The sequence below is a fragment of the Ureibacillus thermosphaericus genome (assembly GCF_012396605.1).
In the GTDB taxonomy this organism is placed as follows: Bacteria; Bacillota; Bacilli; order Bacillales_A; family Planococcaceae; genus Ureibacillus; species Ureibacillus thermosphaericus.
The window spans coordinates 210,613-234,717 of sequence record NZ_JAAXPW010000001.1 but is presented as its reverse complement, the minus strand read 5'-3'; the positions used below and the strand labels follow the sequence as shown (position 1 = coordinate 234,717).

Annotated in this window: 23 protein-coding genes; 3 read left to right on the top strand and 20 right to left on the bottom strand. The window is 36.5% G+C overall.

All coding sequences use genetic code 11. The annotated features are described in order from the left end of the window. Positions 1-2: 2 nt before the first annotated feature. The 3 genes from HF990_RS01200 to HF990_RS01190 are packed head-to-tail and all read right to left on the bottom strand — an operon-like array spanning position 3 to position 2,863. Complete coding sequence (locus HF990_RS01200) at positions 3-2,276, bottom strand: DEAD/DEAH box helicase (RefSeq protein WP_168411779.1); 2,274 nt, start codon at positions 2,274-2,276, stop codon at positions 3-5. Beyond that, positions 2,254-2,631 carry a YppE family protein gene (locus HF990_RS01195; protein ID WP_016836998.1) on the bottom strand — a complete coding sequence of 126 codons (378 nt, stop codon included), beginning with the start codon at positions 2,629-2,631 and terminating at the stop codon, positions 2,254-2,256. Before HF990_RS01195 ends, HF990_RS01200 begins: the two co-directional genes overlap by 23 nt. A 34-nt stretch (positions 2,632-2,665) precedes the next feature. Continuing rightward, positions 2,666-2,863 (bottom strand): endonuclease, encoded by a 198-nt coding sequence (locus HF990_RS01190; RefSeq protein WP_096550842.1) that lies wholly within the window; start codon positions 2,861-2,863, stop codon positions 2,666-2,668. 161 nt (positions 2,864-3,024) lie between these two features. Here HF990_RS01190 and recU point away from each other — a divergent pair, with 161 nt between their 5' ends. Both recU and HF990_RS01180 read left to right on the top strand, forming a co-directional pair. Further along, entirely contained in the window at positions 3,025-3,642 is a 618-nt protein-coding gene (gene recU, locus HF990_RS01185; protein ID WP_016836996.1) for a Holliday junction resolvase RecU, read from the top strand. Positions 3,643-3,666: 24 nt separating this feature from the next. Next, the gene (locus HF990_RS01180) at positions 3,667-6,309 is read left to right on the top strand and encodes a penicillin-binding protein 1A (protein ID WP_168411778.1); all 2,643 of its coding nucleotides are present in this window, start codon (positions 3,667-3,669) and stop codon (positions 6,307-6,309) included. A gap of 310 nt (positions 6,310-6,619) precedes the next feature. Here the strand turns inward: HF990_RS01180 and HF990_RS01175 are convergent, their stop codons facing one another. From HF990_RS01175 to dapB, 15 genes are all read right to left on the bottom strand, one after another. Next, on the bottom strand, positions 6,620-6,973 hold the full coding sequence (locus tag HF990_RS01175) for a YpoC family protein (RefSeq protein WP_016836993.1): 354 nt from the start codon (positions 6,971-6,973) through the stop codon (positions 6,620-6,622). Then, positions 6,970-7,629: an endonuclease III gene (nth, locus tag HF990_RS01170; protein ID WP_016836992.1), complete on the bottom strand. Its 660-nt coding sequence runs from the start codon at positions 7,627-7,629 to the stop codon at positions 6,970-6,972. The genes HF990_RS01175 and nth overlap by 4 nt, the downstream gene beginning before the upstream one ends. A gap of 10 nt (positions 7,630-7,639) precedes the next feature. Then, complete coding sequence (locus tag HF990_RS01165; protein WP_168411777.1) at positions 7,640-8,359, bottom strand: DnaD domain-containing protein; 720 nt, start codon at positions 8,357-8,359, stop codon at positions 7,640-7,642. A gap of 67 nt (positions 8,360-8,426) precedes the next feature. Next, the gene (locus HF990_RS01160; RefSeq protein WP_168411776.1) at positions 8,427-9,620 is read right to left on the bottom strand and encodes a pyridoxal phosphate-dependent aminotransferase; all 1,194 of its coding nucleotides are present in this window, start codon (positions 9,618-9,620) and stop codon (positions 8,427-8,429) included. Positions 9,621-9,635: 15 nt separating this feature from the next. Beyond that, positions 9,636-10,115: a cell wall elongation regulator TseB-like domain-containing protein gene (locus tag HF990_RS01155; protein ID WP_016836989.1), complete on the bottom strand. Its 480-nt coding sequence runs from the start codon at positions 10,113-10,115 to the stop codon at positions 9,636-9,638. A gap of 40 nt (positions 10,116-10,155) precedes the next feature. Then, positions 10,156-12,954, bottom strand: a complete 2,799-nt coding sequence (dinG, locus tag HF990_RS01150) for an ATP-dependent DNA helicase DinG (protein WP_168411775.1) — start codon at positions 12,952-12,954, stop codon at positions 10,156-10,158. 249 nt (positions 12,955-13,203) lie between these two features. Further along, positions 13,204-14,544 carry a dihydrolipoyl dehydrogenase gene (gene lpdA / locus HF990_RS01145; RefSeq protein ID WP_168411774.1) on the bottom strand — a complete coding sequence of 447 codons (1,341 nt, stop codon included), beginning with the start codon at positions 14,542-14,544 and terminating at the stop codon, positions 13,204-13,206. A gap of 209 nt (positions 14,545-14,753) precedes the next feature. Then, a complete protein-coding gene (gene panD, locus HF990_RS01140; protein WP_016836986.1) occupies positions 14,754-15,137 on the bottom strand; it encodes an aspartate 1-decarboxylase in 384 nt (127 codons plus the stop codon). Continuing rightward, the gene (gene panC / locus HF990_RS01135) at positions 15,130-15,996 is read right to left on the bottom strand and encodes a pantoate--beta-alanine ligase (protein WP_016836985.1); all 867 of its coding nucleotides are present in this window, start codon (positions 15,994-15,996) and stop codon (positions 15,130-15,132) included. Before panC ends, panD begins: the two co-directional genes overlap by 8 nt. A 4-nt stretch (positions 15,997-16,000) precedes the next feature. Then, the gene (gene panB, locus HF990_RS01130; protein WP_016836984.1) at positions 16,001-16,834 is read right to left on the bottom strand and encodes a 3-methyl-2-oxobutanoate hydroxymethyltransferase; all 834 of its coding nucleotides are present in this window, start codon (positions 16,832-16,834) and stop codon (positions 16,001-16,003) included. A gap of 274 nt (positions 16,835-17,108) precedes the next feature. Then, a complete protein-coding gene (locus tag HF990_RS01125; RefSeq protein WP_168411773.1) occupies positions 17,109-18,098 on the bottom strand; it encodes a biotin--[acetyl-CoA-carboxylase] ligase in 990 nt (329 codons plus the stop codon). Then, positions 18,067-19,260: a CCA tRNA nucleotidyltransferase gene (locus HF990_RS01120; RefSeq protein WP_168411772.1), complete on the bottom strand. Its 1,194-nt coding sequence runs from the start codon at positions 19,258-19,260 to the stop codon at positions 18,067-18,069. The genes HF990_RS01125 and HF990_RS01120 overlap by 32 nt, the downstream gene beginning before the upstream one ends. Beyond that, positions 19,257-20,396, bottom strand: coding sequence for an N-acetyl-alpha-D-glucosaminyl L-malate synthase BshA (bshA, locus tag HF990_RS01115; RefSeq protein WP_168411771.1), 1,140 nt, complete (start codon positions 20,394-20,396; stop codon positions 19,257-19,259). Before bshA ends, HF990_RS01120 begins: the two co-directional genes overlap by 4 nt. A 128-nt stretch (positions 20,397-20,524) precedes the next feature. Further along, positions 20,525-20,932, bottom strand: coding sequence for a methylglyoxal synthase (locus HF990_RS01110; protein ID WP_026018954.1), 408 nt, complete (start codon positions 20,930-20,932; stop codon positions 20,525-20,527). Positions 20,933-20,957: 25 nt separating this feature from the next. Beyond that, positions 20,958-21,755, bottom strand: a complete 798-nt coding sequence (dapB, locus tag HF990_RS01105) for a 4-hydroxy-tetrahydrodipicolinate reductase (RefSeq protein WP_168411770.1) — start codon at positions 21,753-21,755, stop codon at positions 20,958-20,960. 288 nt (positions 21,756-22,043) lie between these two features. On the opposite strand from dapB, the gene HF990_RS01100 reads away from it, so the two are divergent. Continuing rightward, entirely contained in the window at positions 22,044-22,892 is an 849-nt protein-coding gene (locus tag HF990_RS01100) for a YitT family protein (RefSeq protein ID WP_016836978.1), read from the top strand. 106 nt (positions 22,893-22,998) lie between these two features. Here the strand turns inward: HF990_RS01100 and HF990_RS01095 are convergent, their stop codons facing one another. Both HF990_RS01095 and HF990_RS01090 read right to left on the bottom strand, forming a co-directional pair. Then, the gene (locus HF990_RS01095; protein WP_096550827.1) at positions 22,999-23,205 is read right to left on the bottom strand and encodes a hypothetical protein; all 207 of its coding nucleotides are present in this window, start codon (positions 23,203-23,205) and stop codon (positions 22,999-23,001) included. Between the two features lie 208 nt (positions 23,206-23,413). Further along, entirely contained in the window at positions 23,414-24,091 is a 678-nt protein-coding gene (locus HF990_RS01090) for a zinc metallopeptidase (RefSeq protein WP_016836975.1), read from the bottom strand. Positions 24,092-24,105 lie beyond the last annotated feature (14 nt).

The window sequence follows — 24,105 nt, the reverse complement described above, 5'->3', positions numbered from 1 at the left end:
CATCACATCATTTCATTAAATAAAATCTTTAATATTTTCAATACTCTCGATTTTCCATCGGATAAATTATCTTGTGCACCGATGCAAGACGGGCAACCATATTCACATGGGCAAGATAAGACATGTTCAATCGTTAATTCTAAAATAGGTACGAGAAGATCATATACTTTCTCACTTAAACCGATTCCCCCAGGATAGCTGTCATAAATAAACAAAGTCGGTTTTTCATTGTGTACGGACTTTACTTGTGGAACAACTGTGACATCATTTCGATCGCATTGGATATACAACGGGATGAATGATCCGATGGCATACGCAGCCCCAGTTAATGCATCTGTCAGCATCTCCTCTGACCAATTTTCCGGCAAATCAAAGGAAATCCACGTAGCATTTGTATGCATCTCCATAGGTGGTATATGAATCTTTCCGGATCCAATATTATCTAATGTTGTCATATGAATCTTTTTGAAAATAGTAGGTATAGCGACTAAACTTACATCTCCGTAGCTAACCGTCACATTCTGATACATAGCTGATTTATCTTCACTTAACACTTTTAGTTCCACAGCTAAATTGGCGTCTGTGTAGTAATTTACATCGACTTCACGAACATATGCCTTCTTCTCTTCCCAATCGAGTTTTTCCACTTGGTATTGAACTCCTTGATGAAGATAAATCGCTTCTTCATGCAATAACGTCATAGCAGAATACGTATCCATTTCACCAATTACTTTCGTGCCCGCTGGAATGGTTTGGTCAATAATGACGACATTTTCGCCAGCAGCTGAACGCAAGTTTACATCATGAGCTGGAAAACGGTCGCTCATCCAATAATAATGAGCATTTGTTTTCACTAGAACGCCCTCTTCTTGCAAATACTCTAACAACTCTTGAACTTCAAATTCTCCATAAGTTTCATTCGTCGAAAAAGGTAATTCAAATGAAGCACACTTTAAATGACTCATCAAAATCAAAATATTATCTGGATTAATAAGTGCTTCTTCCGGAGCGTTGCCCAGTAAATAGTCCGGGTGGTTGACGACATATTGGTCAAGAGCAGTAGAATTTGCTACATATATTACCAATGCGGAATCTTGTCTTCTCCCCGCTCGTCCAGCTTGTTGCCATGCACTGGCGATATTTCCTGGATATCCTGTCATAATACAGGCTTGTAACTGTCCGATATCGACACCTAATTCAAGGGCATTCGTACTTACAACAATTTGGATTGTGCCATCTCGCAAACCTTTTTCAATTTGACGCCGCTCTGAAGGTAAATATCCGCCCCGATAGCCTTGAATTGATTCATCTGCAATTTTATTTTTTGTTAGCTGTTTTAAATACGTAACGAGCCTTTCGACGCTGACACGGGATTTGGCAAAGACAATCGTTTGAATCCCAGCTTGATATAGTTTCGCTGCTAAATCTCTTGCTTCTAATATAGAACTTTTTCGAACACCAAAAGTTGTATGTATAATTGGAGGATTATAGAAAATAAAAGTTTTCTTTCCTACCGGTGCACCTGATTGAGAAATTAATTCATGCTTCGTATTTGTTAATTTTTCAGCCAACTCTTTTGGGTTTTTGATCGTTGCTGATGTACAAATAAAAACAGGATTGCTGCCGTAAAAATGGCAAATGCGAAGCAATCTCCGAAGGACATGGGCTACATGACTGCCAAAAACACCTTTATATGTATGGAGTTCATCGATGACTATAAACTTTAAATTTTCAAAAAGCGAGACCCATTTCGTATGGTGGGGCAAAATGCCTGAATGTAACATATCGGGATTCGTCATTACAATGTGGCCAGCTTTTCTTACTTTTTGCCGAATATTTGGTGCTGTATCACCATCATAAGTATAGCTGTATATTTCCTCATCCATGGCGTCAATCAAGTGATTTAAATCTGTCTTTTGATCTTGTGCCAACGCTTTTGTCGGAAATAAATAAATCGCTCTTGATGAAGGGTCTTCTAAAATCTTTTGTAATACGGGCAAATGATAACAGAGAGACTTTCCGGAAGCGGTTGGCGTAATTGCAGTAAAAGATTTTCCTGCAAGAGCTAAATCAAATGCTTGGCGTTGATGCGTATATAATTTTTTTATTCCTCGCTCTTGTAGCGCTTTTTTTATAGAAGGATGAAGATGTTCGGGAAAATCTGCGTACTGCCCTTCTCTACCTTCCATTGTCACGATATGAGCAATATTTTGTTTTATTTCCTCATCTTCTTGCCATTCCCTAACTAACTCATCAATCGTTCTTTTTTTCTTCACCGTTCTTCTCCTCCAAATACCTTAACAATGTTGAAAGTGTATATTGTACCGAATGCACAGATTGAAGGAATCTTTTTTTGCTCGTTTCTTTATAAAAGGATTGTACGACGAACTGATCCATCGATTCTACGACATTGTAAATTTGTTGTATATGCACATATTTTGGCTTAGTTTCTTCAATCCATTGAATGGCCAGTTCTTTCCAGTCTATGAGGAATTGGTGTACATCATCCGAATGCGGTTTAACTTCTTCAAAAAATAGAGGTGTTGCGTCAAGTTCTCTCATTTTAAAAAAACGTTTTCTTGACGCATCACACTCATCTAATAACCATTTCGTCAGTTCTAGCAGTTTCATAGAGATTACCCTCTTATTCTTAGTGTATCAAAATCTATTCTAATTCACTAGCAATAGGGGAACAAGCATTCTTTACATGAACATTCTTTTCTGCTAAGCTTACTTTTTGATGAGTGGAAACAATTTGTCCGAAAAAGTAGTCATTAATCATAGCTCGTTCATTTTCTAGTTTGGCGGTCATCATTTCATCTAAACAATCCAATTGAGATATAAGCAATTGAAATTTATTCATACGAATCCCTCCTTATATTTGTTAATTCAATATATATAGGAGAAAACCTTTCATCTAGCCAAAACTAGACATCGTTAGCTAAAAGAACAATTTTTTCGATAAATTTTTATGTTAAACTTATTTCTAGATTTGGATATCATTTTCAAGAGGGTGATTTTAGGATGCTCAAATATCCGAACGGAAAACCATATAAGCCGAAAAGTACAACATCAAATGCGAATCCTATTCAAAAGAACAAAGATTTTTCTTTTGGAAATCGAGGAAAAACTCTTGAAGATGAAATCAATGAGACAAATGCGTACTATTTAAGTAGACAAATTGCAATCATTCATAAGAAACCTGTTCCCATCCAAATCGTCAAAGTAGAGTATCCAAAAAGGAGTGCGGCAGTCATTCGAGAAGCATATTTTCGTACTCCATCTACTACAGATTATAATGGGGTGTGGAACGGCTACTACATTGATTTTGAAGCAAAAGAAACGGAAAGTAAAACTTCTTTCCCTTTAAAAAATGTACATGAACATCAAATCACCCACATGAAAAATGTAACTAGTCAACAAGGAATAGCATTTACCATTGTGCGTTTTTCTAAACTGGATCGATACTTTTTACTACCTTTTTCCGTTTTATATGATGCGTGGTGCAACATGAAAAACGGAGGACGAAAATCGATACCAATCGATACTTTTGAGGAGAAAAGCTATGAAATCATTCCAGGTTATAATCCTAGAATCGATTATATAAATGCTATAAAAAAACTCATTTCCAATGGAGAATGATAGACATGAAGCGAGGAGATAGAATTGAGTGAAAATAGACGCTCTCGAACAGAAATACGAAAAATACGAGAATCTCAACAAAAAAATCATAAAAAACCTATAAAAAAATGGTTGAAATGGGGAATCATCTCCATTTTTACTCTCTTTTTCGCCGGTTTAGTTTTTGGAGCAGGATTGTTCTTTTATTACGCAAGTTCAGCGCCTGAGTTGAATGAAGAATTATTGAAAGATCCGATTTCTGCAGAGTTTTACGACATGAATGGAGAACTCTTTGCAACAATCGGTGTTGAGAACCGAAAATATGTTGAATATGACGAGATTCCACAAGAAATGGTTGATGCGATTCTTGCAACAGAAGACGTAAGATTTTTTGATCATTTTGGAATTGACTTATTCCGTCTAGGTGGTGCGGTAATCGCGAACTTTACCGGCGGATTTGGTTCACAAGGAGCAAGTACGATTACTCAACAAGTAGTGAAAAACTCTTTTTTAAGCAATGAAAAAACATTAAAACGTAAGGCGCAAGAAGCATGGTTATCGATTCAATTAGAACGCATGTATGACAAAGAAGAAATATTTGAAATGTATTTCAATAAAGTTTTGATTTCAGGGAACATTTATGGATTTGCTACAGGAGCTGAATACTTCTTTGGCAAAGAATTAAATGAATTAGATCTAGATGAAATTGCCCTATTAGCCGGTATGCCACAAAGCCCAAACAATTACAATCCGTTTAAAAATCCAGATAGAGCGGAGAAACGCCGCAATATCGTATTAAGTTTAATGGTTCAACACGGAAAAATTACGGAAGCCGAGGCTGAGGAAGCAAAGAAAATCGATGTGGCTTCACGCTTATTACCGGAAGAACAAAGAAAAGGCGTTGCCGGCACAAAATACGATGCCTTTTTAGACATTGTATTAAATGAAATTGAAGATCGGGATCCAAGTCTATTATCTGAAGGTATAAAAGTTTATACAACGTTGGATCCAAAAGCACAAACTACCGTTGAAAATATCATGAATAACGCAAGCAATTTCCCGACAGAAACGATTCAATCCGGGGTGGCAGTTGTTGATACAACATCTGGTGCACTACGAGCAATTGGCGGTGGACGCAATTATGGTGCAGGTAGAGGCTATAACTACGCTGACGACGCAAAAAGACCTCCTGGTTCAACAATGAAACCGCTAATCGCATATGGTCCTGCCATTGAATATTTCAAATGGTCTACCGGAAAAACCATTGTGGATGAACCACATACGTATTCCAATGGTAAACAATTCGGAAACTGGGACGGAAAATATTTTGGACCAATTACTATTAGGGAAGCGTTATATGCTTCTCGAAATATCCCAGCAGTAAAAATATTGCAAGAAGTTGGGCTAAATCAAGCAAAAGAATTCATTTCAAAATTGGGTATTGAAAGAGATGAAATTGTAGAAGCAGATGCTATTGGTGGCGGTAAAATTGAATTATCGCCTATCGAAATCGCTGCGGCATATGCAGCTTTCGGTAATAACGGTGTTTATAACAAACCATATGCCATTAAAGAAATTGTTTTCCGAGATGGCTCTAAAATCTCGTACAAACCTGATCCGGTAGTGGCGATGAATGACTATACAGCTTATATGGTTACAGATATGCTTCGTGATGTAGTAAGTTCAAAAAGAAACGCAACAGGTACAGCAGCAAGAGTTTCAGGATTAGATATCGCCGGGAAAACTGGTACAACAAACTATGGTGCCGATGAATTTAGAAAATATAACCTGCCAAGTACAGCAGTGCCAGATTCATGGTTTGTCGGATATTCAACGAATTATTCCATTGCTATTTGGAGTGGATACGAAAAACGTTCTGAGCCTATAACAACTTGGGATGAACGCCGCCTTCCACAAGTATTGTTTAGTAAAATCATGGGGGAAATTTCTCAAGGAAAAGAGACGAAACGATTTGCAAAACCAAATTCAGTCGTTGAAGTAACAATTGAAGTTGGTACAGAACCGTTAAAACTCGCAAGTAAAAATACACCTAGTGAACTTCGAAGAACAGAGCTGTTTGTACGTGGAACAGAACCAAAAGAAGTTTCTGATGCATATGAAGAAGTGGATATAGGAGCACCGTTTAATTTACAAGCAGTTAACCAAGTATTTGGAGTAGTTGATTTAACATGGGACTACACAATTCCGGAAGACTATGAAGGTTCGGATGTTCAATATGAAGTATCCATGCAATCCGATGATGGCAAATCATCCGTCGTCACAATTACAGCAGATAAACATGCTTCCATATCAGGTATAGAAGCTGGCAAAACATATACTTTCACCGTTGTTGCAATTATTGGAGAAAACCGAAGCACACCAGCATCTGTATCCATTACTATTGATGGTGGAATAACAGAACCGGATGTTGAATTACCTGATGATGCTGAGGAACCTTCAACTGACCATCCACCAAATCATAACGGAAACAACGGTAACCAAGGAAATCCAAATGGTAATAATGGTAATAACGGAAATAATGGAAACAACAACGGAAATAACAATGGCAATCCAAACAATGGAAACAACAACGATTTTGATGATTGGTTCTCACCAGGAGGAGAAGGCAATGTCGTAAATCCCCCTAATGGACCAACACCACCTGGGGAAGCTTCAAAACACGACTAAAATTCAATAATCATTCATTTATCAAAGTGACAGGATTAATCCTGTCACTTTTCTTTTCTATTTCATCCAATAAAGAAAGGATTCGTTGATTCTGTTCTACTATCTTGTCAACATTTTTCTTTATTTGAACAATTAAATTAAAGAAAAGATATGCAACTATAAACAATACTACATATGGAATAAGTGCTAAAAGAAAAAGCATAAAATTTTGCACTTTCTATATAATCAACTTCTATTGGTTTGTTAATATTTCGCCACAAAAAAGTGGCACAAACGATTACACTCGCCTATGCCACTATTGTTCCATTCATTATTTCTGTACCCTTAACCGCGCATATCGTTTCTTCAATTCTTTAAATAACTCATCTAACTGCACAAAACATGCGTATTGTCCGGGTCTTCCTTTGATGAATTGAAAACGCTCCATCCCATTCAATGGCATTGCCTCATATTCTTCAGAGAGCAAGAACTGTTGAACTTGCGATTCTGAAGTTTTGACAATCAACTCCTCAAACAAATCAATGCCTTGCTCCATTAAACTTTGAGCTTTTTTTCCATTGCGTTCGTCATGCGCATCAAAAATTTCTTTTGATAACTTTTCCCAAGCTTCAAAATAAGGCTCGATTTGTTCCTTTTGTATAGCATCTTTCCTTACCCGTATCATTGTTTAACCAACCCTTTTTTCAACCGTTTTTGCCCTTCGCGACATAAGTCAAGCAATGGACATTGATGGCACTGAGGGTTTTGTGCCTTGCAATGGTAACGGCCAAAGAAAATTAATTGATGATGGGTTTTGGACCATCTTTCTTTAGGTGTTTTTTTCATTAGCGTTTCTTCTACTTCTAACACGCTGTCCTTCCATCGACAAAGCCCAAGCCGTTTTGTTACTCTTTCTACATGGGTATCTACCGCGAAAGCCGGAATTCCAAAAGCCACTGACATCACAACATTCGCTGTCTTTCTTCCAACTCCAGGTAATGAAGTTAACTCTTCTCTCGTTTTTGGAATTTCTCCATTAAATTCTTTTATAAGTTTTTCACACAACTTTTGAATATTTTTTGCTTTATTGCGATAAAGCCCAATGGAACGAATATCTTGCTGCAACTCCTCCAATGGTACCGATAAATAATCGTCTGGTGTTTTATATTTTTGAAACAAATTTTTTGTCACTTTATTGACAAGTTGATCAGTACATTGGGCAGATAGAAGAGTTGCGATTGTTAGTTCAAATGCATTGCTGTGTACAAGCTCACAGTGGGCATCTGGGAACATTTCGTCGATTACTTCTAAACAATGCTCCCACTGTTTTTTTGTCAACATTCTATCTCCCCTATTCTCTTTCATCTAACCAATTGTAAAATGGTACTTTTTTTCGATTTTCTGTTGCACTTTGATTCGGAGGGGCGGAAGGTGAATTATGTTTTGCAAATTGCTCCCGCTGCTTTTCAATTTGCTGGATTGTTCGAATATTTTTCTTTTTCCATTCAAATAAAATACGGTCAATGTAACGGAAAGACAATTTTCCAGCTAGCACTGCTTCCTTCAAAGCTTCTCGTATAATTTTTGGAGGGTGATGATCCTGATCTAACCATAAAGAAATCGTTTCAATCTCAATCGGTGATAGTAAACGACCAAATTCCTGTTCAAAAAGGGAGAATAATTCCCCTTCCTCATTTTTCTTTTGGAATTCTTCTTGCTTCATGGATTGTGCTTCCATTAAATCTAAGATTCTATCCCATAGAGGGAACATTGAATATTTCTCATAAATTTTGCCGCTTGAGTCGATTCCTTGAGTGATTTCGATAAAGCCTTTTTGAAGCAATCGTTGTAACTTCGCAGTAATTTCATTTTCCGTAAAATGCATTCTGTCCGCTAATGCACTTGGGGGAGGAAAATCAATGTTGTCGGAATGGAATGCAATAAGTTGGAGTAATAGCAATGCTTCATCATCAGAAATCCCCAATCTTTTGTAATATCGAAAAAATAGTTCTGGGATGCTTACATTTTTTTGCTCTATCCAGTTACGGAGTCGATGATTTTGTTCCTTCATATGCTTGACTCCTTTCATTATGAAGTAAGCGTCCGTAATATACGGACGCTACGTATTGCGAAACTGCTTATTCTTGCCATTTATCTTTAACAAATCGATCGATTCGTTCAATGGCTTCTTCAATTAAGTTTAAAGATGTTGCGTAACTGATTCGAATTGTCGTTGGCGCTCCAAAACCAGAACCTGGGATTACCGCTACGTTTGCTTCCGTTAGCAATGCACTTGCAAATTCATCTACTGAAGCAAATCCAGTTTTTTGAGCTGCCTCGCTGACATCTGGCAATAAATAAAAGGCACCTTGAGGTTTCACTACTTTGAAACCAGGAATTGCACTTAATTTTGGATAAATAGTTTCTAATCGATACTCAAAGGCTTTTCTCATTTCTTCTACAGAGTCTTGTGGTCCATTGTAAGCTTCAATCGCTGCATATTGAGATGCAGTTGTTGGATTGGAAGTTGAATGAGATGCCAAATCTGTCATCGCATTAATAATATCTGCATTACCTGCAGCATAACCGATTCTCCATCCCGTCATTGAATGGGATTTTGAAACACCATTAATAACAATCGTTTGAGCTTTCACTTCTTCGGAAATTTGTGCGATAGAGAAGTGCTCCGCTCCATTGTATAATAGTTTTTCGTAAATTTCATCTGATACAATCAGAATATTATTTTCTAATGCTATTTTCGCAATGTCTTCCAATTCTTCACGAGTATAAACCATTCCCGTAGGATTGCTTGGTGAATTGATAATAACCGCTTTTGTTTTATCCGTAATAGCATTTTTTAGCTGTTCAGCAGTAATTTTGTAGTTTTGTTCACTTGTTGCTTCAATATAAACTGGTACTCCACCAGCCAGTTTTACTTGCTCTGGATATGAAACCCAATATGGAATTGGAATAATAACTTCATCGCCTTCATTTAAAATCACTTGGAATAATGTGTAAAGAACATGCTTCGCTCCAACACCAACAATGATTTCATTAGGTTTATATTCCAATTGATTATCTCGTTTAAATTTCTCAATAATCGCTTGTTTTAAAGCAGGAAGACCTCCAGAAGGCGTATACTTTGTATACCCTTGTTGCATTGAATCAATGGCTGCATCCATGATGTTTTGTGGAGTGTTAAAATCTGGTTCACCAGCTCCAAGACCAATCACGTCAATGCCTTGCGCTTTCATTTCTTTTGCTTTTGCTGTAATTGCTAAAGTTGTAGATGGTGTTAAAGTTTTTACACGATTGGCTAATAATTCTTTCATTTGTAATCTTCTCCCCTATAAGTTCAAAATGCGTTTCCACCATTGTCCATCTTCAAACAAAATGTAGACGTAATTGAGTTTATCCGATTTGTTGATATAAGCGATTTCCCAAACAGCGCCTGGTTCCTCATAGCCTAATTTTGTATGAAGCACTTGTTTAACATTTTGTTCATCTAAAAATGATTTAGCCTCATCTTCTGTTATACCGTCTTTTAAGCTAACGATTTGTATCGATTTATCATCTAATGTAATCGGTACAAAAACAGCCTTTTCCTCACCCTTTTCATCTACTCCGAAAACGGTGACATACGGTTTATTTCCATTGTAAACATAAGCATCAGTGGCCGCTTTGATGGAATTAGATGAAATTGCTAACTCCACAGCCTGCTTCTCTATTTTTACAAATGGACTTGACGCTTTCCAGAAGACTAAAACAGATATTCCAATAGTTAATATTAACATAAAACTTGTGATAAAAATAATCCAATTTTTCATTTAAACACCTTATATTTTATGGAATAATTTTTTCTTTTTTTCAATTGTTGTCTACCTGCTTTCCTTCCTCACCTTTGTTATTATACCAATGTTGTAAGTCTTTCACCATATGTTGTAGAGGGAGTTTTTCAATTTTAATGTTAGGAAGTGCTTTTATAAATTCTTTACCATACGATTTCGTTTCAATTCGTCGATCCAGTACAATGAACACTCCTTTATCTTTTGACGAGCGAATGAGTCTCCCGAATCCTTGCTTGAATCGTAATATTGCCTCAGGTAAAGATAAATCTGTAAAAGCGTTTTGCCCTTTTTCTGTTAACATCGTTGCTTTTGCTTTAAACGTTGGCTCATCAGGGGAAGAAAAAGGTAGCCTTACTATGATGACAGCACTCAAATCTTCTCCAGGTACATCGACCCCTTCCCAAAAACTGTTCGTACCAAACAATACAGATCGATGGAATTTTTGGAATGATTTTAATAACCGCATTCGGCTACCGCTCGTAACACCTTGTGCAAATAACAAATAGTCATTTAATAATTCTGCTTCTTGAATAAGCTCAACCGTTCTCTTTAGCATATCTTGCGAAGTAAATAAAACAAAACATCGACCTTCAATCGTTTGAATAATTTGAGTTACAGCCGCTGCAACCGATTCAATATAATCCGACTGCGATACTCCTTGAATATCTGGCATATCGGATACGATATAACCTTTCGCTCCACCGTAATAGTTTTGGGGAGCTTCCAATTTAAGAATCGGGACATTGTCGGCGATTCCTAATTGTTTTGCTATAAATCGCTCATTATTCGGAATGGTCAAAGTGCCCGACGTCCATATAACACCTGCGTTTTTCCTTAAATTATTAAACAATACATCGACTGTTTCTGTTATTTCAATCGGCTTCTTGTATATTTGAAGGCTGCCTGGGATATGCCGTTTATCTATTTCAACCCAAACGGCAAATTGATTGCTTTTTACAAAAAATAGTTCATCCCACTCTGCTAATTTGATTTTTAATTCTCGAATCCAATAATCCCAACGTTCTAACAGCAGCTTATTTTTCTTTGGAAGTTCTTCAACATCTTGACGAACTTGGTTTGAAACATATTCCGCTAAATCAATCCATTTTTGCAAAGTTCTCGAAACATCTTTCAACAATGGCATATTTAATGATAAATCTTTTAAAAATGCCGTCTGTTTATAATCTAATAAAGGAGGTTTTTGATTTTGTATTGAAATTGCGAGTGTTTGCATTGCCCTTTCAATACGTTCCAAAGTTGTTGCAAAAGACTTTTCTAATTGGAAAAACAGTTGTTCAGAGACTCTTCCTGTTTGTATTGCTGCTTTTCGAAAAGCTTGGAATAGACCTGAATCAGAAGAAATTCCAATCTGACCAAAAAGATATTTCCATTGAGCATAAGAAAACATAATTTGATCACGTTGAATTGCTGCTTGTACAAATTGGTGCGCTTCGTCAATTACCCATCCGTCAATCGATTGGAAAATCGGCTCAATACGCACTAAATCAGCTAGCAACATTGCATGGTTCGTTACAATAATATCTGACTCTAAGCTTTCCTTAATGGCTTTTTCAAAAAAATCAAAAGAATTTTGGTGATTGCGATTTTTTTTGCGAATTTTTTCAACGAATAATTGCCCTCCGCCGGATAGATTCAATTCACTTAAATCACCAGTATTCGTTTTTGATAGCCATACGATAATTTGCAAAATCGTCAACGTTTCATCGTAGGAATGTCCATCTTGTTGAATGAGCTGTTCAAATAACTCTAAATCGATGTAATTTTTCATTCCTTTTAGTAGAGATATATTTACCTTTATTCCTAAAACCTTTTCAATTTTAGGAATCTCTTTATATAAGATTTGTTCAAGTAAATATGACGTATAAGTACTAATGCATATTTTCTTTCCTCGTTGCTTTGCATAGATAATGGAAGGTAACAAATATCCAAGCGTTTTCCCAATCCCTGTGGATGCTTCAATCATAATTTCTTTTTTCGCTTGATAAGTTTCCCAAATGGCATCCATCATTTGAAATTGCTCTTGGCGTTTTTCAAATTTGGGAAAGTGTTTTGAAAGAAGCTCAACTTTTTCATCAGTAGAATATGGGTAACTTCCCTTCAAATCTTTTTCAGCACTTTTTAGCGCCTTTTTCTTTAATGCGAATTGTTGATAATAGATATAATCCGATTCGTTCTCGATCGTTTTCCGTTTTACTTGTAATGCTTGGAATAATAAATGGGAAATATTCGATTTTAATTTAAATGACTGTTTATGCAATTGTTCAATAGTTGGAATGGGAAGTGATAACATTTCTTCCCAACATTTCTTGAATAATAAAGCCGTTGCCATCGCATCATCATCCGCTCGATGTGCATTATTGAGCGGAATATTTAATTCGCTGGCAAGATCCGCTAATTTATAGCCTAATGCCATAGGAAACAGTATTTTAGATAGTTCAACAGTGTCAATTTTCTTCCCTTTCCATCTCGGCAATCCCGCACGTTCAAATTCCGATTGCAAAAAAGATAAATCAAAGTCGGCATTATGAGCTACAAAAACTGCATCCTGCAATATTTCATATATTTCTTCTGCATATGATTCGAATGGTAATGCGTCCTTGACGTCTTGGTCTGAAATATTTGTTAGATCTTGTATAAATAAAGGAATCGTTCTTCCTGGATGGATAAAGGTAGTGAAAGTTTTTTGCACTTCCCAATTTTTCATAATGACCATCGCAATTTGAATCATTCGATCTCCTTCTTTAGGAGAATGACCGGTCGTTTCTAAATCGACAATGACATATTTTTGATTTTCCATTTGAATCTCAACTCACATTTACATATGTTTATAATTTATAAGCGAATTTTATCATAACATAAGAATGCATGGTCTTGTTTTACATCATTCATCGAAATTCATATTTTACGAATGCTTATCGTTAATTTGGCTAATTCGCTTCGGATTTTGAGTATTTTCGAATAAAAATATATCTTATTTTGATGGCACTCATTTGCCACATAAAAAAAAGCGAAAAGGATATGAAACCTTTTCACTAAGTTAATGTTTTTAAATATGGATTCCTTTCCAAAATACAGTTCTTGCTGCATCTCCAATAAGCTCGCTTTTTGTAGGATGCGGGAAAATGATTTTAGCTAAATCTTCCGCTGTTCCACCAGCCACTTTTACTGCAAGCATGGAATTAAGAATTTCCGTCGCACCATCTCCTACAACGCATGCTCCTAAAATGCTATTGTCCTTTTTGCTTGAAATAAATTTAATGAATCCATCTGCATTTCCTTCCATCAATGCTTTCGGATTTGTTTTAAATGGTAATTTTGTAACAATGACTTCGTCTGCACTTACTTCATTTTCCAATGCCCCAAATGTCGCGATTTCAGGAGTTGAATAGACGCAACGTGGAATGGTAGATAAATCAATCGGTTCTGGTTTATTTCCTAAAATTGCTTCAATGGCATGAATCCCTTCTGCGCTCGCTGCATGTGCCAATTGATGACCTCCGATGATATCGCCAATTGCATATACATGTGGCATATTTGTTTCATAATATTCGTTAACTTTAATGTAACGGCCGTCCATTTCTAATCCAAGTGCTTCTGCAATTTCTACATTTGGTCTTCTACCTGTTGCAAATAATAAATTTTCATATGTATAAACCCCTCTTGAAGTCACAATTTCATTTCCACGAATTTCTTCAAATTCAAAATCGAGTACAAGTTCCACTCCTAACTCATGCAACTTTTTCCGTATAATTGGTCGTGCATCGGGTTCTTCTGTCTGCAAAATGTCACGGCTATGATTTAAAATCGTTACTTTTGTGCCCAATGGTGCTAAGCTAAAAGCCATCTCAATTGAAATCACGCCACCACCAATGATTGTGAGTTGCTTTGGCAGCTCTTTCATATTGAAAATCGTATCAGTTGTGTAATATGTTGCTGTCTCTAACCCTTTAAACGGAGGTACGAATGGTTTACTTCCTGTCGCTAAAATAATGTCTTTCGCCTCAAACTCTTCTCCGTTTACTTTAACAACTAAATCTTTTGTAACTTCAGCTTTTCCAGAGTAATAAGTAATCGTATTATTACCAATATAGCGATGAATATCTTCTAGTAATTGCTGAATCAAGTCTTCTTTCCGTTGCATTAGTTTTGGAAAATCGATTTCAATGTTATTAGTCGAAATCCCCCACTGCTCTCCTAGCTTCATTTTTTGAATGAGTTTCGAATGTTCAATCATGATTTTGGACGGAATGCACCCAAGATTAAAACAAGCTCCTCCCACTTTCCCTTTTTCTACTAAAGCAACGTTTAATCCGCTTCGAGCCGCATAAATTGCTGCAACATAGCCTCCTGCACCTGCTCCAATAATGGCAACGTCGTATTTCTTCATTTTCATCACCTCTTTAACAAAAATATCACCTAAAAAATTGTAAATCAATGTAAATGAAGGAATTTTTCTTATGCAAAAACAGCAATTTTGGAATAGTTGCAATTTCATTATGTTATTTGCCATTTTCAGAAAAATATTCTTCATTTTAAATAAAAATAAAAAAGAGCAAATAGGATATGTCGTTCCAATTTGCTCTCTTTTCTACAAGATTACAGTACAGTAGCTTCAGGTTCGTAGTGAATAATTTCTTTAATTTTATTTCCTTCATCCATAATTGCCACAGTAGGCTTATGTTCCGAAAGTTTTTCTTGCTCTACATAAGCATATGAAATAATAATTACAATATCCCCTTTTTGAACGAGGCGAGCAGCAGCTCCATTCACACAAATAACGCCGCTACCTCGTTTACCTGGAATAATGTATGTTTCAAAACGAGCACCGTTATTGTTATTTACCACTTGCACTTTTTCGTTTGGAAGCATGCCTACTGCATCTAAAATATCGGCATCGATTGTAATAGAACCGACATAATTTAAATCGGCTTCTGTTACTTGTGCACGATGAATTTTTGCGTTCATCATTTCTCTAAACATTCTCTGTATCCCCTTTATTCGTAAACATAATATTGTCTATTAGTCTAGTTTTTCCAATAAATACTGCTGCTGCAAGTAAATATTGCTTTGTGCTGTCATCGATTGGTTTTAAATCTGGATAAGCTAACAATTCAATATAATCGATACGCCCTGTTGTTGTGTTCTTTAAGATATAGTCTTTTGCAACGCCAATAGCTTTTTCTGCATCTTTGGAAGATAAAAATTCCTCTTTCGCAAGCTGCAGTCCTCGATAAATTGCCGGAGCTTCCTTGCGCTCATTTTCAGACAAATACACATTTCGAGAAGATTTCGCAAGTCCGTCTTCTTCTCGAACAATTGGCACTGTGCGAATTTCTAATGGGAAATTAAAATCTCTAACAAGAGTAGAAATAATGGCAGCTTGTTGTGCATCCTTTTGGCCGAAATAAGCTCTTGTCGGTTCTGCTAAATGGAATAACTTTGTAACTACTTGCAACACACCATCAAAGTGCCCTGGCCTTGATGCACCACAAAGAATCGTTGCTTGTCTGCCTGCATGAATTCGAATACCGCCATCAGTTGGATACATTTCATCAACTGATGGAGCAAACACAACATCTACTCCTACCGATTCGGCAATTTTTTGATCTCGTTCTAAATCCCTTGGATAAGATTCATAGTCTTCATTCGGTCCGAATTGAGTAGGATTCACAAAAATACTCATGATGATAAAATCGTTTTCTTCTCTTGCCGCTTTCGCCAACGCCATATGACCTTCATGAAGATAGCCCATCGTTGGTACAAGACCGATTGTTTTTCCTTCTGCTTTTGCCTTTCTTACAATCTCTTTTAGTTCGGCTATTGTTGTGACGACTTCCATCGGTTTATTTGCCTCCATAAATTGAAAATAATTCTTCATCTTTCATGTTGAAGCAATGTTCAGGAGCTGGGAACGAGCCATCTTTTACACTCTTTGTATACCCTTCAATCCCCTTCTGAATGTGTTCCCCAACATTTGCAAATTCCTTCGCAAATTTCGGAATATGGTGATTTCCATATCTTAATAAGTCATGGAATACTAGTACTTGTCCATCTGCTTCAGGACCAGCACCAATGCCGATTGTTGGAATAACTAGTTTATTGGATACAATTTCTGTTAATTGATGAGGAATACATTCCAATACTAGAGCCATGGCTCCTGCTTCTTGGCAACGAAGGGCATCTTCAATTAAGTTTTTAGCTTGTTCTGCCGTCTTCCCTTGGACTTTATATCCGCCTAGAACCCCAACCGATTGAGGTGTCAAACCTAAATGAGCTACAACAGGAATTCCAGCTTGAACTAATTTTTTTATCACATATAACACTTCACCGGCACCTTCTAATTTCAGTGCATCTGCTCCTGTTTCCTGCATCATGCGAACTGCTGTTTTTAACGCTTCATTCGGATCACCATGGTAGGATCCGAAAGGCATGTCCACCACTAAAAATGTGTCTTTAGCTCCTCGACGAACCGCCTTTGCATGATGAATCATATCTTCCACAGTTACTTGCACTGTAGAATCGTAGCCTAAAACAACCATCCCTAACGAGTCGCCGACAAGAATCATATCGACTTCTGCTTCTTCTGCATATTTTGCAGCAGGATAGTCGTAAGCAGTAACCATAACGATTTTCTCACGATTCTGCTTCATCTTTAAAAAATCGCTCGTTGTTTTCATATTGTTTCCTCCTTATTAAATTCGGAGGAAGAAAACAAAAAAATATCCTTCTTCCAAAAATGGACAGAAGGATAGTATTTGTTCGGATGTTTCGAACTTGTTTTCTTCCGTCCCTGTCTTACTAGATCAAGGCAGATTCCATTTATCAAGTTGCGTACAGGTACAGTTCGTTACGATACTGCCCATCGAACTACACAACTTTATTAAAAAGATACAGAAAAAAGCCTAGTTTGTAAAGCGTTGAATGAAATATAAGACAGGGCGTTTGAAATAGCTATTGATTTTGAATCTCAATATCTGCAGAATAAACTTTCTTTATTTGACCGTTATCCAATAATATTTCCAGTACGCCTTCATCGGTAATTCCAATTGCTTGTCCTTCAATAACTTCCCTAATCGTTGATGCTCTAATTCGTTTTCCAATTGTACAAGAATGCTCTACCCACAATTGCTTAATGGACTTAAAACCATTTTCGATATACTCATCTGTATATCGTTCTAAATATGATAGAATCTCCGCAACAAGTTGTGCACGGTCCACTTTTTGCTTTTCCTCTATGGCAACTGATGTTGCAATCTCTTGCAGTTCATCTGGAAAATCAGTCTGTTCATGATTGGCGTTGATGCCAATTCCAATTAACAAACCGTCCACCCGATCCATTTCTGCTAGCATTTCCGTTAATATCCCAACGCATTTTTTTCCATTAATTAAAATATCATTTGGCCACTTAATTTCTGGTGTAAAGTTAGTATATAAAGATTTCATTGCCATTACGATGCTAACCGCAGCGATTAATGTTAATTGAGGCGCTTGGTGAGGGAGAAGATCTGGACGAACAATAACTGTCATCCAAATCCCTTTCCCTTTTGCAGAATACCATGTTCTTTGCATTCTTCCTTTTCCACCAGTTTGTTCTTCAGCAATGATGATCGTGCCGTCTTTCGCACCATCTCTTGCCAACTGGTGAGCCAGCCTTTGTGTCGAATCTATTTCTTCAAAATAATGAATCGTGTGGCCAAAGCGTTTCGTTTTTAAATAGGATGAAATTTTAGCAGCATCTACACGATCAGGTACAGCAATTAATTTATACCCTTTTTTCTTAATCGTAATAAATTCATATCCCTCTTCTTGCAGATTTTGTAAATGTTTCCAAATTGCTGTACGAGAAATTCCTAAATCATCTGCCAATTGTTGCCCCGAAATTGGCTCATCTTTTGCTTCTAAAAAACGTTTAATGATTTTGTCTTTCATCGATAAATTCATTGTGGAACCATTCCTTTAAGTGTTCTTCATCATTTTTTACTCTGCCTGATAATACTGCATATAACGCTTTGTTTAATGCTTCTTTCAACCAAGGTCCGCCCTTTAAACCTGACCATTCCATTAAGAGGTTGCCATTCAGTGCAAATTGTTCCATTGATTGAATTGGTAAATGTTCTTTCACCTTCGCAATATGCTCTTTTTCAAATGGAACATTTTTTCCTTGCCATGTTGCAAAATCATAAGCTGTTTCTAAAATTATTAGATCATTTGAAAAATAATCATATTCATCCCAACGTTTTAAGAGACTGTCATACGCTTGAATCACTTTTTTCGTAAAGTTTTTTTGTTTATTGGATAATTTATAAAAATCAATAATATTCTCCATATCATTACGGTTTAGCAAACAGAGGTATGCCCATCCAACTTCCTCTTGCTTTGTGTGAAATTCCTTCCAAGCCTCTAAATTCTCTCTAAAGTTGCCAGGTAAGTAAAGGGCTAAATCACTGTCGACTAGAGCTTTAACACCGAAATATACATAATCTGCTACCCACATTTTTGAGAATTCCATATGAATTCGTTCACGGGCAATAAATTCAATTAAATCACAATCTTTTTGGATGGCTTTCATCGTTAATTCATCAATATCAAAACCTAATTGTGCAGCAAAACGTACTGCTCGAAGCATTCGAAGTGCATCTTCTCGAAATCGGGAATTGGCATCCCCTACTGCTCGAATTATACGATTCTCAATATCTTCTTTCCCACCAAATAGGTCGATAATGGTACCATCCTTTGTATAAGCCATGGCATTAATCGTAAAATCACGCCGTTCTAAATCTTTTGGCAAATCTCGTACAAATGTGACTTCTTCCGGTCGGCGAAAATCTGTATAGGTTCCGTCTGTACGATAAGTTGTTACTTCAATAGGTTTCCCTTCGTCTAAAACAACCACCGTGCCATGCTCAATTCCTACATCAACTGTATTGGAAAATATTTTTTTAATTTCCATCGGTAGTGCACTTGTTGCCACATCGACATCATGTATTTCTCGTTGCAGCAAATGGTCGCGTACTGCGCCGCCAACAATGACGGCTTCAAATCCAGCTTTTTCAATTTTATCAATGACGCGCAATGCGACATCCCAATCTTTTACCTGTTTCATACTTTTAATGCCGCCAATCGATAATATAATTCTTCGTATTGATCGATAATAGGTTCTTCGTGGAATTTTGTTTGAACCGTTTGTATTGCGTTTAGTTTAAATTCCTCATGTTTATTTTCATCTGATAACAATTCAATCGCATATGCAGCCGCTTGTTGCACATCACCTAACTCAACAACATAGCCGTTAACACCATGCTCAATTACTTCCGGTATTCCTCCAACGTTCGTTCCAATACCCGGAACACCACATGCCATTGCTTCCAATAGCACTAAACCAAACGATTCTTTTTCAGACAATAATAATTTTAAATCGCTAATAGAAAATAATTCTTCCACATTTTCTTGTTTTCCTAAAAATAAAATATCGTCTTTATATGGAGATTCTTTCACCTGAACCATCACTCGGTGTTTTTCAGGGCCATCTCCAACGAGCAGTAATTTTGCTGGAAGCTGTTTTCGAATTTCGATGAATGTTTCAACAATGTCTGGCAAGTTTTTAATCTTTCTGAAGTTTGAACAGTGAATGATGACCTTTTCATCATCACGAATACCATATTGCTGTTTTAACAGAGTAGCTTTTTCTATTGGTTTAAATACGGATTCATCCACAAAATTATATATCGTTTCGATTTCTTTATTCGTACCAATAATATCATAGGTTTGTTGTTTTAATGCGTTGGATACTGCTGTGACTATGTCGGATTTTTCAATTCCATATCTGATGGCTTGGGAGAGTGTGGAATCTTGGCCTAATACAGAAATATCTGTTCCGTGTAACGTTGTGACAATTCCAATATTTTCTCCACACATATCGCGGGCAAGGACTGCACACACTGCATGCGGTATCGCATAATGAACATGCAATACATCTAATTTTTCATCTAAAATGACATCGGCCATTTTACTTGCCAAAGCGATATCATACGGAGGATATTGAAAAACGGAATAATTATTTACTTCTACTTCGTGGAAAAAGACATTCGGGTAAATTTTCTTTAACCGAAAAGGAACACTAGAAGTGATAAAATGAATTTCATGACCGCGCTCAGCAAGTTTTTTACCAAGCTCTGTCGCTAACACTCCTGAGCCACCCACAGTAGGGTAACATGTAATACCTATCTTTAATTTTCTCACCGACACACGTCCTTTCAATTTATGCGTATTCATTATATTCACTAATTTATACCAACATAACGAAAAGACTAAACTGTTAAACTGAACAATGGCATTCAAATAAGGGAAATCAACAGTATAGCCACTGTTTAATTAAATTTTCTTTCTTGAATGAGTCTCCAATCAACGAAACCTTTTTGAAGCCCTTTTAATAAGATTTCTGCCGTTCCCATATTCGTTGCAAGCGGAACGTGATAAACATCACATAAACGCACGAGGGCTGTGACGTCTGGTTCATGAGGTTGCGCAGTTAACGGATCGCGGAAGAAAAATACCATATCCATATCGTTGTTTGCAATCATCGCTCCAATTTGTTGATCGCCCCCTAATGGACCTGATCGGAAACACGTAACCTCTAATCCAACTTCTTCAATGATGCGGCGACCTGTTGTTCCTGTAGCATATAATTCATGTTGCTGTAATATTTCTTTATATGCAATGGCAAACTCGACAAGACTATCTTTTTTACGATCATGGGCAATTAATGCAATTTTCATATTCACTCATTCCAATCTTCCCGATTTATAAAATATTTTCCATTCCATAAACTAATTTGTCTAGTTCCATGACTTTTTCGACACAATACACAATGCCATCCATAAAGGATTCTCGGTTAAAGGAATCATGACGAATGGTTAATAATTGACCTTTTCCGCCAAAAATTACCTCTTGGTGAGCGACTAATCCAGGAAGGCGAACAGAGTGAATACGCATCCCTTCAAAATCTGCTCCTCTTGCACCTTTCATCGTTTCCTCTTCTAATGGATGTCCTTGTTTTTGCGCTTCTCTAACTTCTGCAATCATTTGAGCGGTTTTCTTTGCTGTACCAGAAGGAGCATCTAATTTGCGATCATGATGTAATTCGATAATTTCAACGTTAGGCAAATATTTTGCCGCTTCTTTTGCAAACTTCATCATTAACACAGCACCAATGGCAAAATTCGGTGCAATAATACAACCCGTTTTTTGTTCTTCGGCAAGCTGAATTAATTCCTCTAGTTGTTCGTCTGTAAATCCTGTAGTTCCAACAACTGGACGAACGTTATGTAAAAGAGATACCTTTACATGGTCATACACTGCTTGAGGGCTTGTTAAATCAATTAATACATCAGGTTTTGTTTCTTCAATTAATTGTTTTAAATTCAAAAAAATCGGTACATCTAAATCGGGTGGGAACATTTCAAGTTCCGCAAGACTTTCTCCAACATGTTTGTAATCAAGAGCTGCTACTAACTCCATTCCTTCTTGATTGACAACAGTGTTGACAGCTTCCTTCCCCATTTTCCCTCTGCAACCTGCGATTGCTACTCTTATTGTCATTGGCATTCGTCCTTTCATATCATCAATGTTTATTTCTTCTTATAAGGTTTCAAATGGTACTTCTATTCCCCTACTTGCTAATGTCTTTACTCCTATTTTACTCGAATGTTTGCATCCAACAAAAAAATTAAGTCGAATATTGTTATTATTAAAAGTTTATTATATTATCATATCACTCTTTCTTAACAATCGTAATGAAAAGGGCTTTAGTTGTCAAAAGTAGAAAAATAAAACATAATTAAAATGCAGTCTTGCCATAACGCCCTTTCTTCATAAGGAGGTAATAGATTGAAGGATATTAAAATCCAACAAATTATTGGAATTATTATAGGAACTGCCATTTTCAGTTTCGGTTTCGTCCATTTTAATATGTTAAATGAGCTGGGAGAAGGCGGATTTAGTGGAATTACTTTAATTCTATTTTTTACACTTAATTGGGATCCGGCAATTATGAACATCCTTTTAAATATTCCAATGTTTATTTTAGGTTGGAAATTGCTTGGACGTAAAGAGTTTTTCTACTCGGTTCTCGGCATCATAAGCGTTTCTGTATTTTTAAGAATTTTTCAAAGCTATCAATTTCCGCTAGATTTGCACAACGATTTACTACTGGCGTCTTTATTTGCAGGAGTATTTGTAGGTGTCGGTTTAGGTATCATTTTTCGTTGTGGTGGGACTACTGGTGGCGTTGATATCATTGCCCGCCTTGCCAATAAATATATTGGTTGGAGCATGGGAAAAACGATGTTTCTATTCGACTCTTTAGTACTAGTTGCCTCTTGGTTAACTTTCTTAAGTTCCATCACAATGATGTATACGCTTGTGGCTGTATTTGTGGGAGCTAGAGTGATTGATATCGTTCAAGAAGGGGCATATTCTGCTAAAGGGGCATTCATTATTTCCAATAAACCAGATGAAATTGCAAAATCCGTAACTGAAAAAATGAATCGTGGAATCACAGTTTTTCATGCTTACGGATACTATACAAAGCAGTCAAGAGATGTGTTGTACTGCATCGTCAGTCGAAATGAAATCGTTCAACTAAAATCCATTATCCGTAAACTCGATCCAAATGCTTTCGTGTCGATTGTTGATGTAAAAGATGTAACAGGAGAAGGCTTCCGAATTGAAGAATAATAAAATGCTTTAGCCTTTACTTGATTCCATTACATTCAGCTCGTACATTCAAAGGCTGTCTAGGCAAATCTGCTCCATAAGACAGCCTCAAAAAATGTCAAGTATATTAATGATCTTCTTCGAATTCGATTGAAATGCTCTCCTCTGTTGAATCTGATTCTTTAATATCTGAAATTCTAAAACCATCATACGTTTCTTCATCTTCATTATCTAAATAGCTTAAAGATAATTTAATGGAATATATTGCAAGACATAGAATAATAATGAAACCAAGAAACCCGAACAAAAACAGTTTCGAATAACTAATCTTCATCTTTCCCCTCCTGTTCAAGCCGATTTGCTATATCTTATTAATGAAAGGGAGGGCTTATTAATTTATTCATGGAAAATTTGAATTTTTTCTTACATATTTATTTGTTCAAGTTAAATGGAATCTTTGTCACCCGTATATTCCAACTAATTATTCTTCTAAAAAGCAAAAAAGCGAATTGGCATTTGACCAACTCGCTCTTTACAGTTCATTAATCTTCATTAGAACTCATATTTGTAAATATTAAAATTAAACGCAATAGCTCTAGTACAGCCACTGCAGCTGCTGCAACATAAGTTAATGCTGCTGCACTTAATACTTTTCTTGCACCACGTTCTTCATCATTGTTAATAATTCCTAATTGAATGACTTCATTCATAGCGCGTTTCGACGCATCAAATTCCACTGGTAATGTTACAAGTTGGAACAATACGCCGGCACCAAGTAAAATAATACCTAATAAAAGCATATTGGCACTGTACGAAATAATACCGATTAGTACAAAAATCCAAGATAAACTAGATGAGAAGTTTGCAACTGGTACAAGTTTTGAACGTAAAGTTAAAAAAGAGTATGCTTCTTTATGTTGAACAGCGTGTCCGCATTCGTGGGCAGCTACTGCAATTGCAGCCAATGAATCATTATGATAGTTATCTTCAGATAATGCCACAGTTTTTGTCATCGGGTTATAGTGATCGGATAAAACACCTTGTGTTGGAACGACGCGAACATCATAAAGTCCATGACTATCTAAAATCATTCGCGCTACTTGAGCACCTGTTAAGCCTTTTGACGCATGTACACTTGAAAAACGTTTATAAGTGTTTCGAACTTTAAATTGTGCATAAATTGGTAATAATAAAATGATTAGAAAGTATAGAATATACATCCTGTTGACTTTAG

Coding starts and splice junctions, on each gene's coding strand:
- HF990_RS01095 (WP_096550827.1), bottom strand. CDS start 23,205: ATGAAGATTAGTTATTCGAAACTGTTTTTGTTCGGGTTTCTTGGTTTC.
- HF990_RS01175 (WP_016836993.1), bottom strand. CDS start 6,973: ATGATACGGGTAAGGAAAGATGCTATACAAAAGGAACAAATCGAGCCT.
- HF990_RS01155 (WP_016836989.1), bottom strand. CDS start 10,115: ATGAAAAATTGGATTATTTTTATCACAAGTTTTATGTTAATATTAACT.
- HF990_RS01125 (WP_168411773.1), bottom strand. CDS start 18,098: ATGAATTTATCGATGAAAGACAAAATCATTAAACGTTTTTTAGAAGCA.
- nth (WP_016836992.1), bottom strand. CDS start 7,629: ATGTTGACAAAAAAACAGTGGGAGCATTGTTTAGAAGTAATCGACGAA.
- dinG (WP_168411775.1), bottom strand. CDS start 12,954: ATGGAAAATCAAAAATATGTCATTGTCGATTTAGAAACGACCGGTCAT.
- HF990_RS01190 (WP_096550842.1), bottom strand. CDS start 2,863: ATGAATAAATTTCAATTGCTTATATCTCAATTGGATTGTTTAGATGAA.
- panD (WP_016836986.1), bottom strand. CDS start 15,137: ATGTTTAGAGAAATGATGAACGCAAAAATTCATCGTGCACAAGTAACA.
- HF990_RS01090 (WP_016836975.1), bottom strand. CDS start 24,091: ATGTATATTCTATACTTTCTAATCATTTTATTATTACCAATTTATGCA.
- HF990_RS01165 (WP_168411777.1), bottom strand. CDS start 8,359: ATGAAGGAACAAAATCATCGACTCCGTAACTGGATAGAGCAAAAAAAT.
- HF990_RS01110 (WP_026018954.1), bottom strand. CDS start 20,932: ATGAAAATTGCATTAATTGCCCATGATCGTAAAAAAGATAGTCTTGTC.
- dapB (WP_168411770.1), bottom strand. CDS start 21,755: ATGACAATAAGAGTAGCAATCGCAGGTTGCAGAGGGAAAATGGGGAAG.
- HF990_RS01195 (WP_016836998.1), bottom strand. CDS start 2,631: ATGAAACTGCTAGAACTGACGAAATGGTTATTAGATGAGTGTGATGCG.
- lpdA (WP_168411774.1), bottom strand. CDS start 14,544: ATGAAGAAATACGACGTTGCCATTATTGGAGCAGGTGCAGGAGGCTAT.
- panB (WP_016836984.1), bottom strand. CDS start 16,834: ATGAAAACAACGAGCGATTTTTTAAAGATGAAGCAGAATCGTGAGAAA.
- HF990_RS01160 (WP_168411776.1), bottom strand. CDS start 9,620: ATGAAAGAATTATTAGCCAATCGTGTAAAAACTTTAACACCATCTACA.
- HF990_RS01120 (WP_168411772.1), bottom strand. CDS start 19,260: ATGAAACAGGTAAAAGATTGGGATGTCGCATTGCGCGTCATTGATAAA.
- panC (WP_016836985.1), bottom strand. CDS start 15,996: ATGGAAGTCGTCACAACAATAGCCGAACTAAAAGAGATTGTAAGAAAG.
- recU (WP_016836996.1), top strand. CDS start 3,025: ATGCTCAAATATCCGAACGGAAAACCATATAAGCCGAAAAGTACAACA.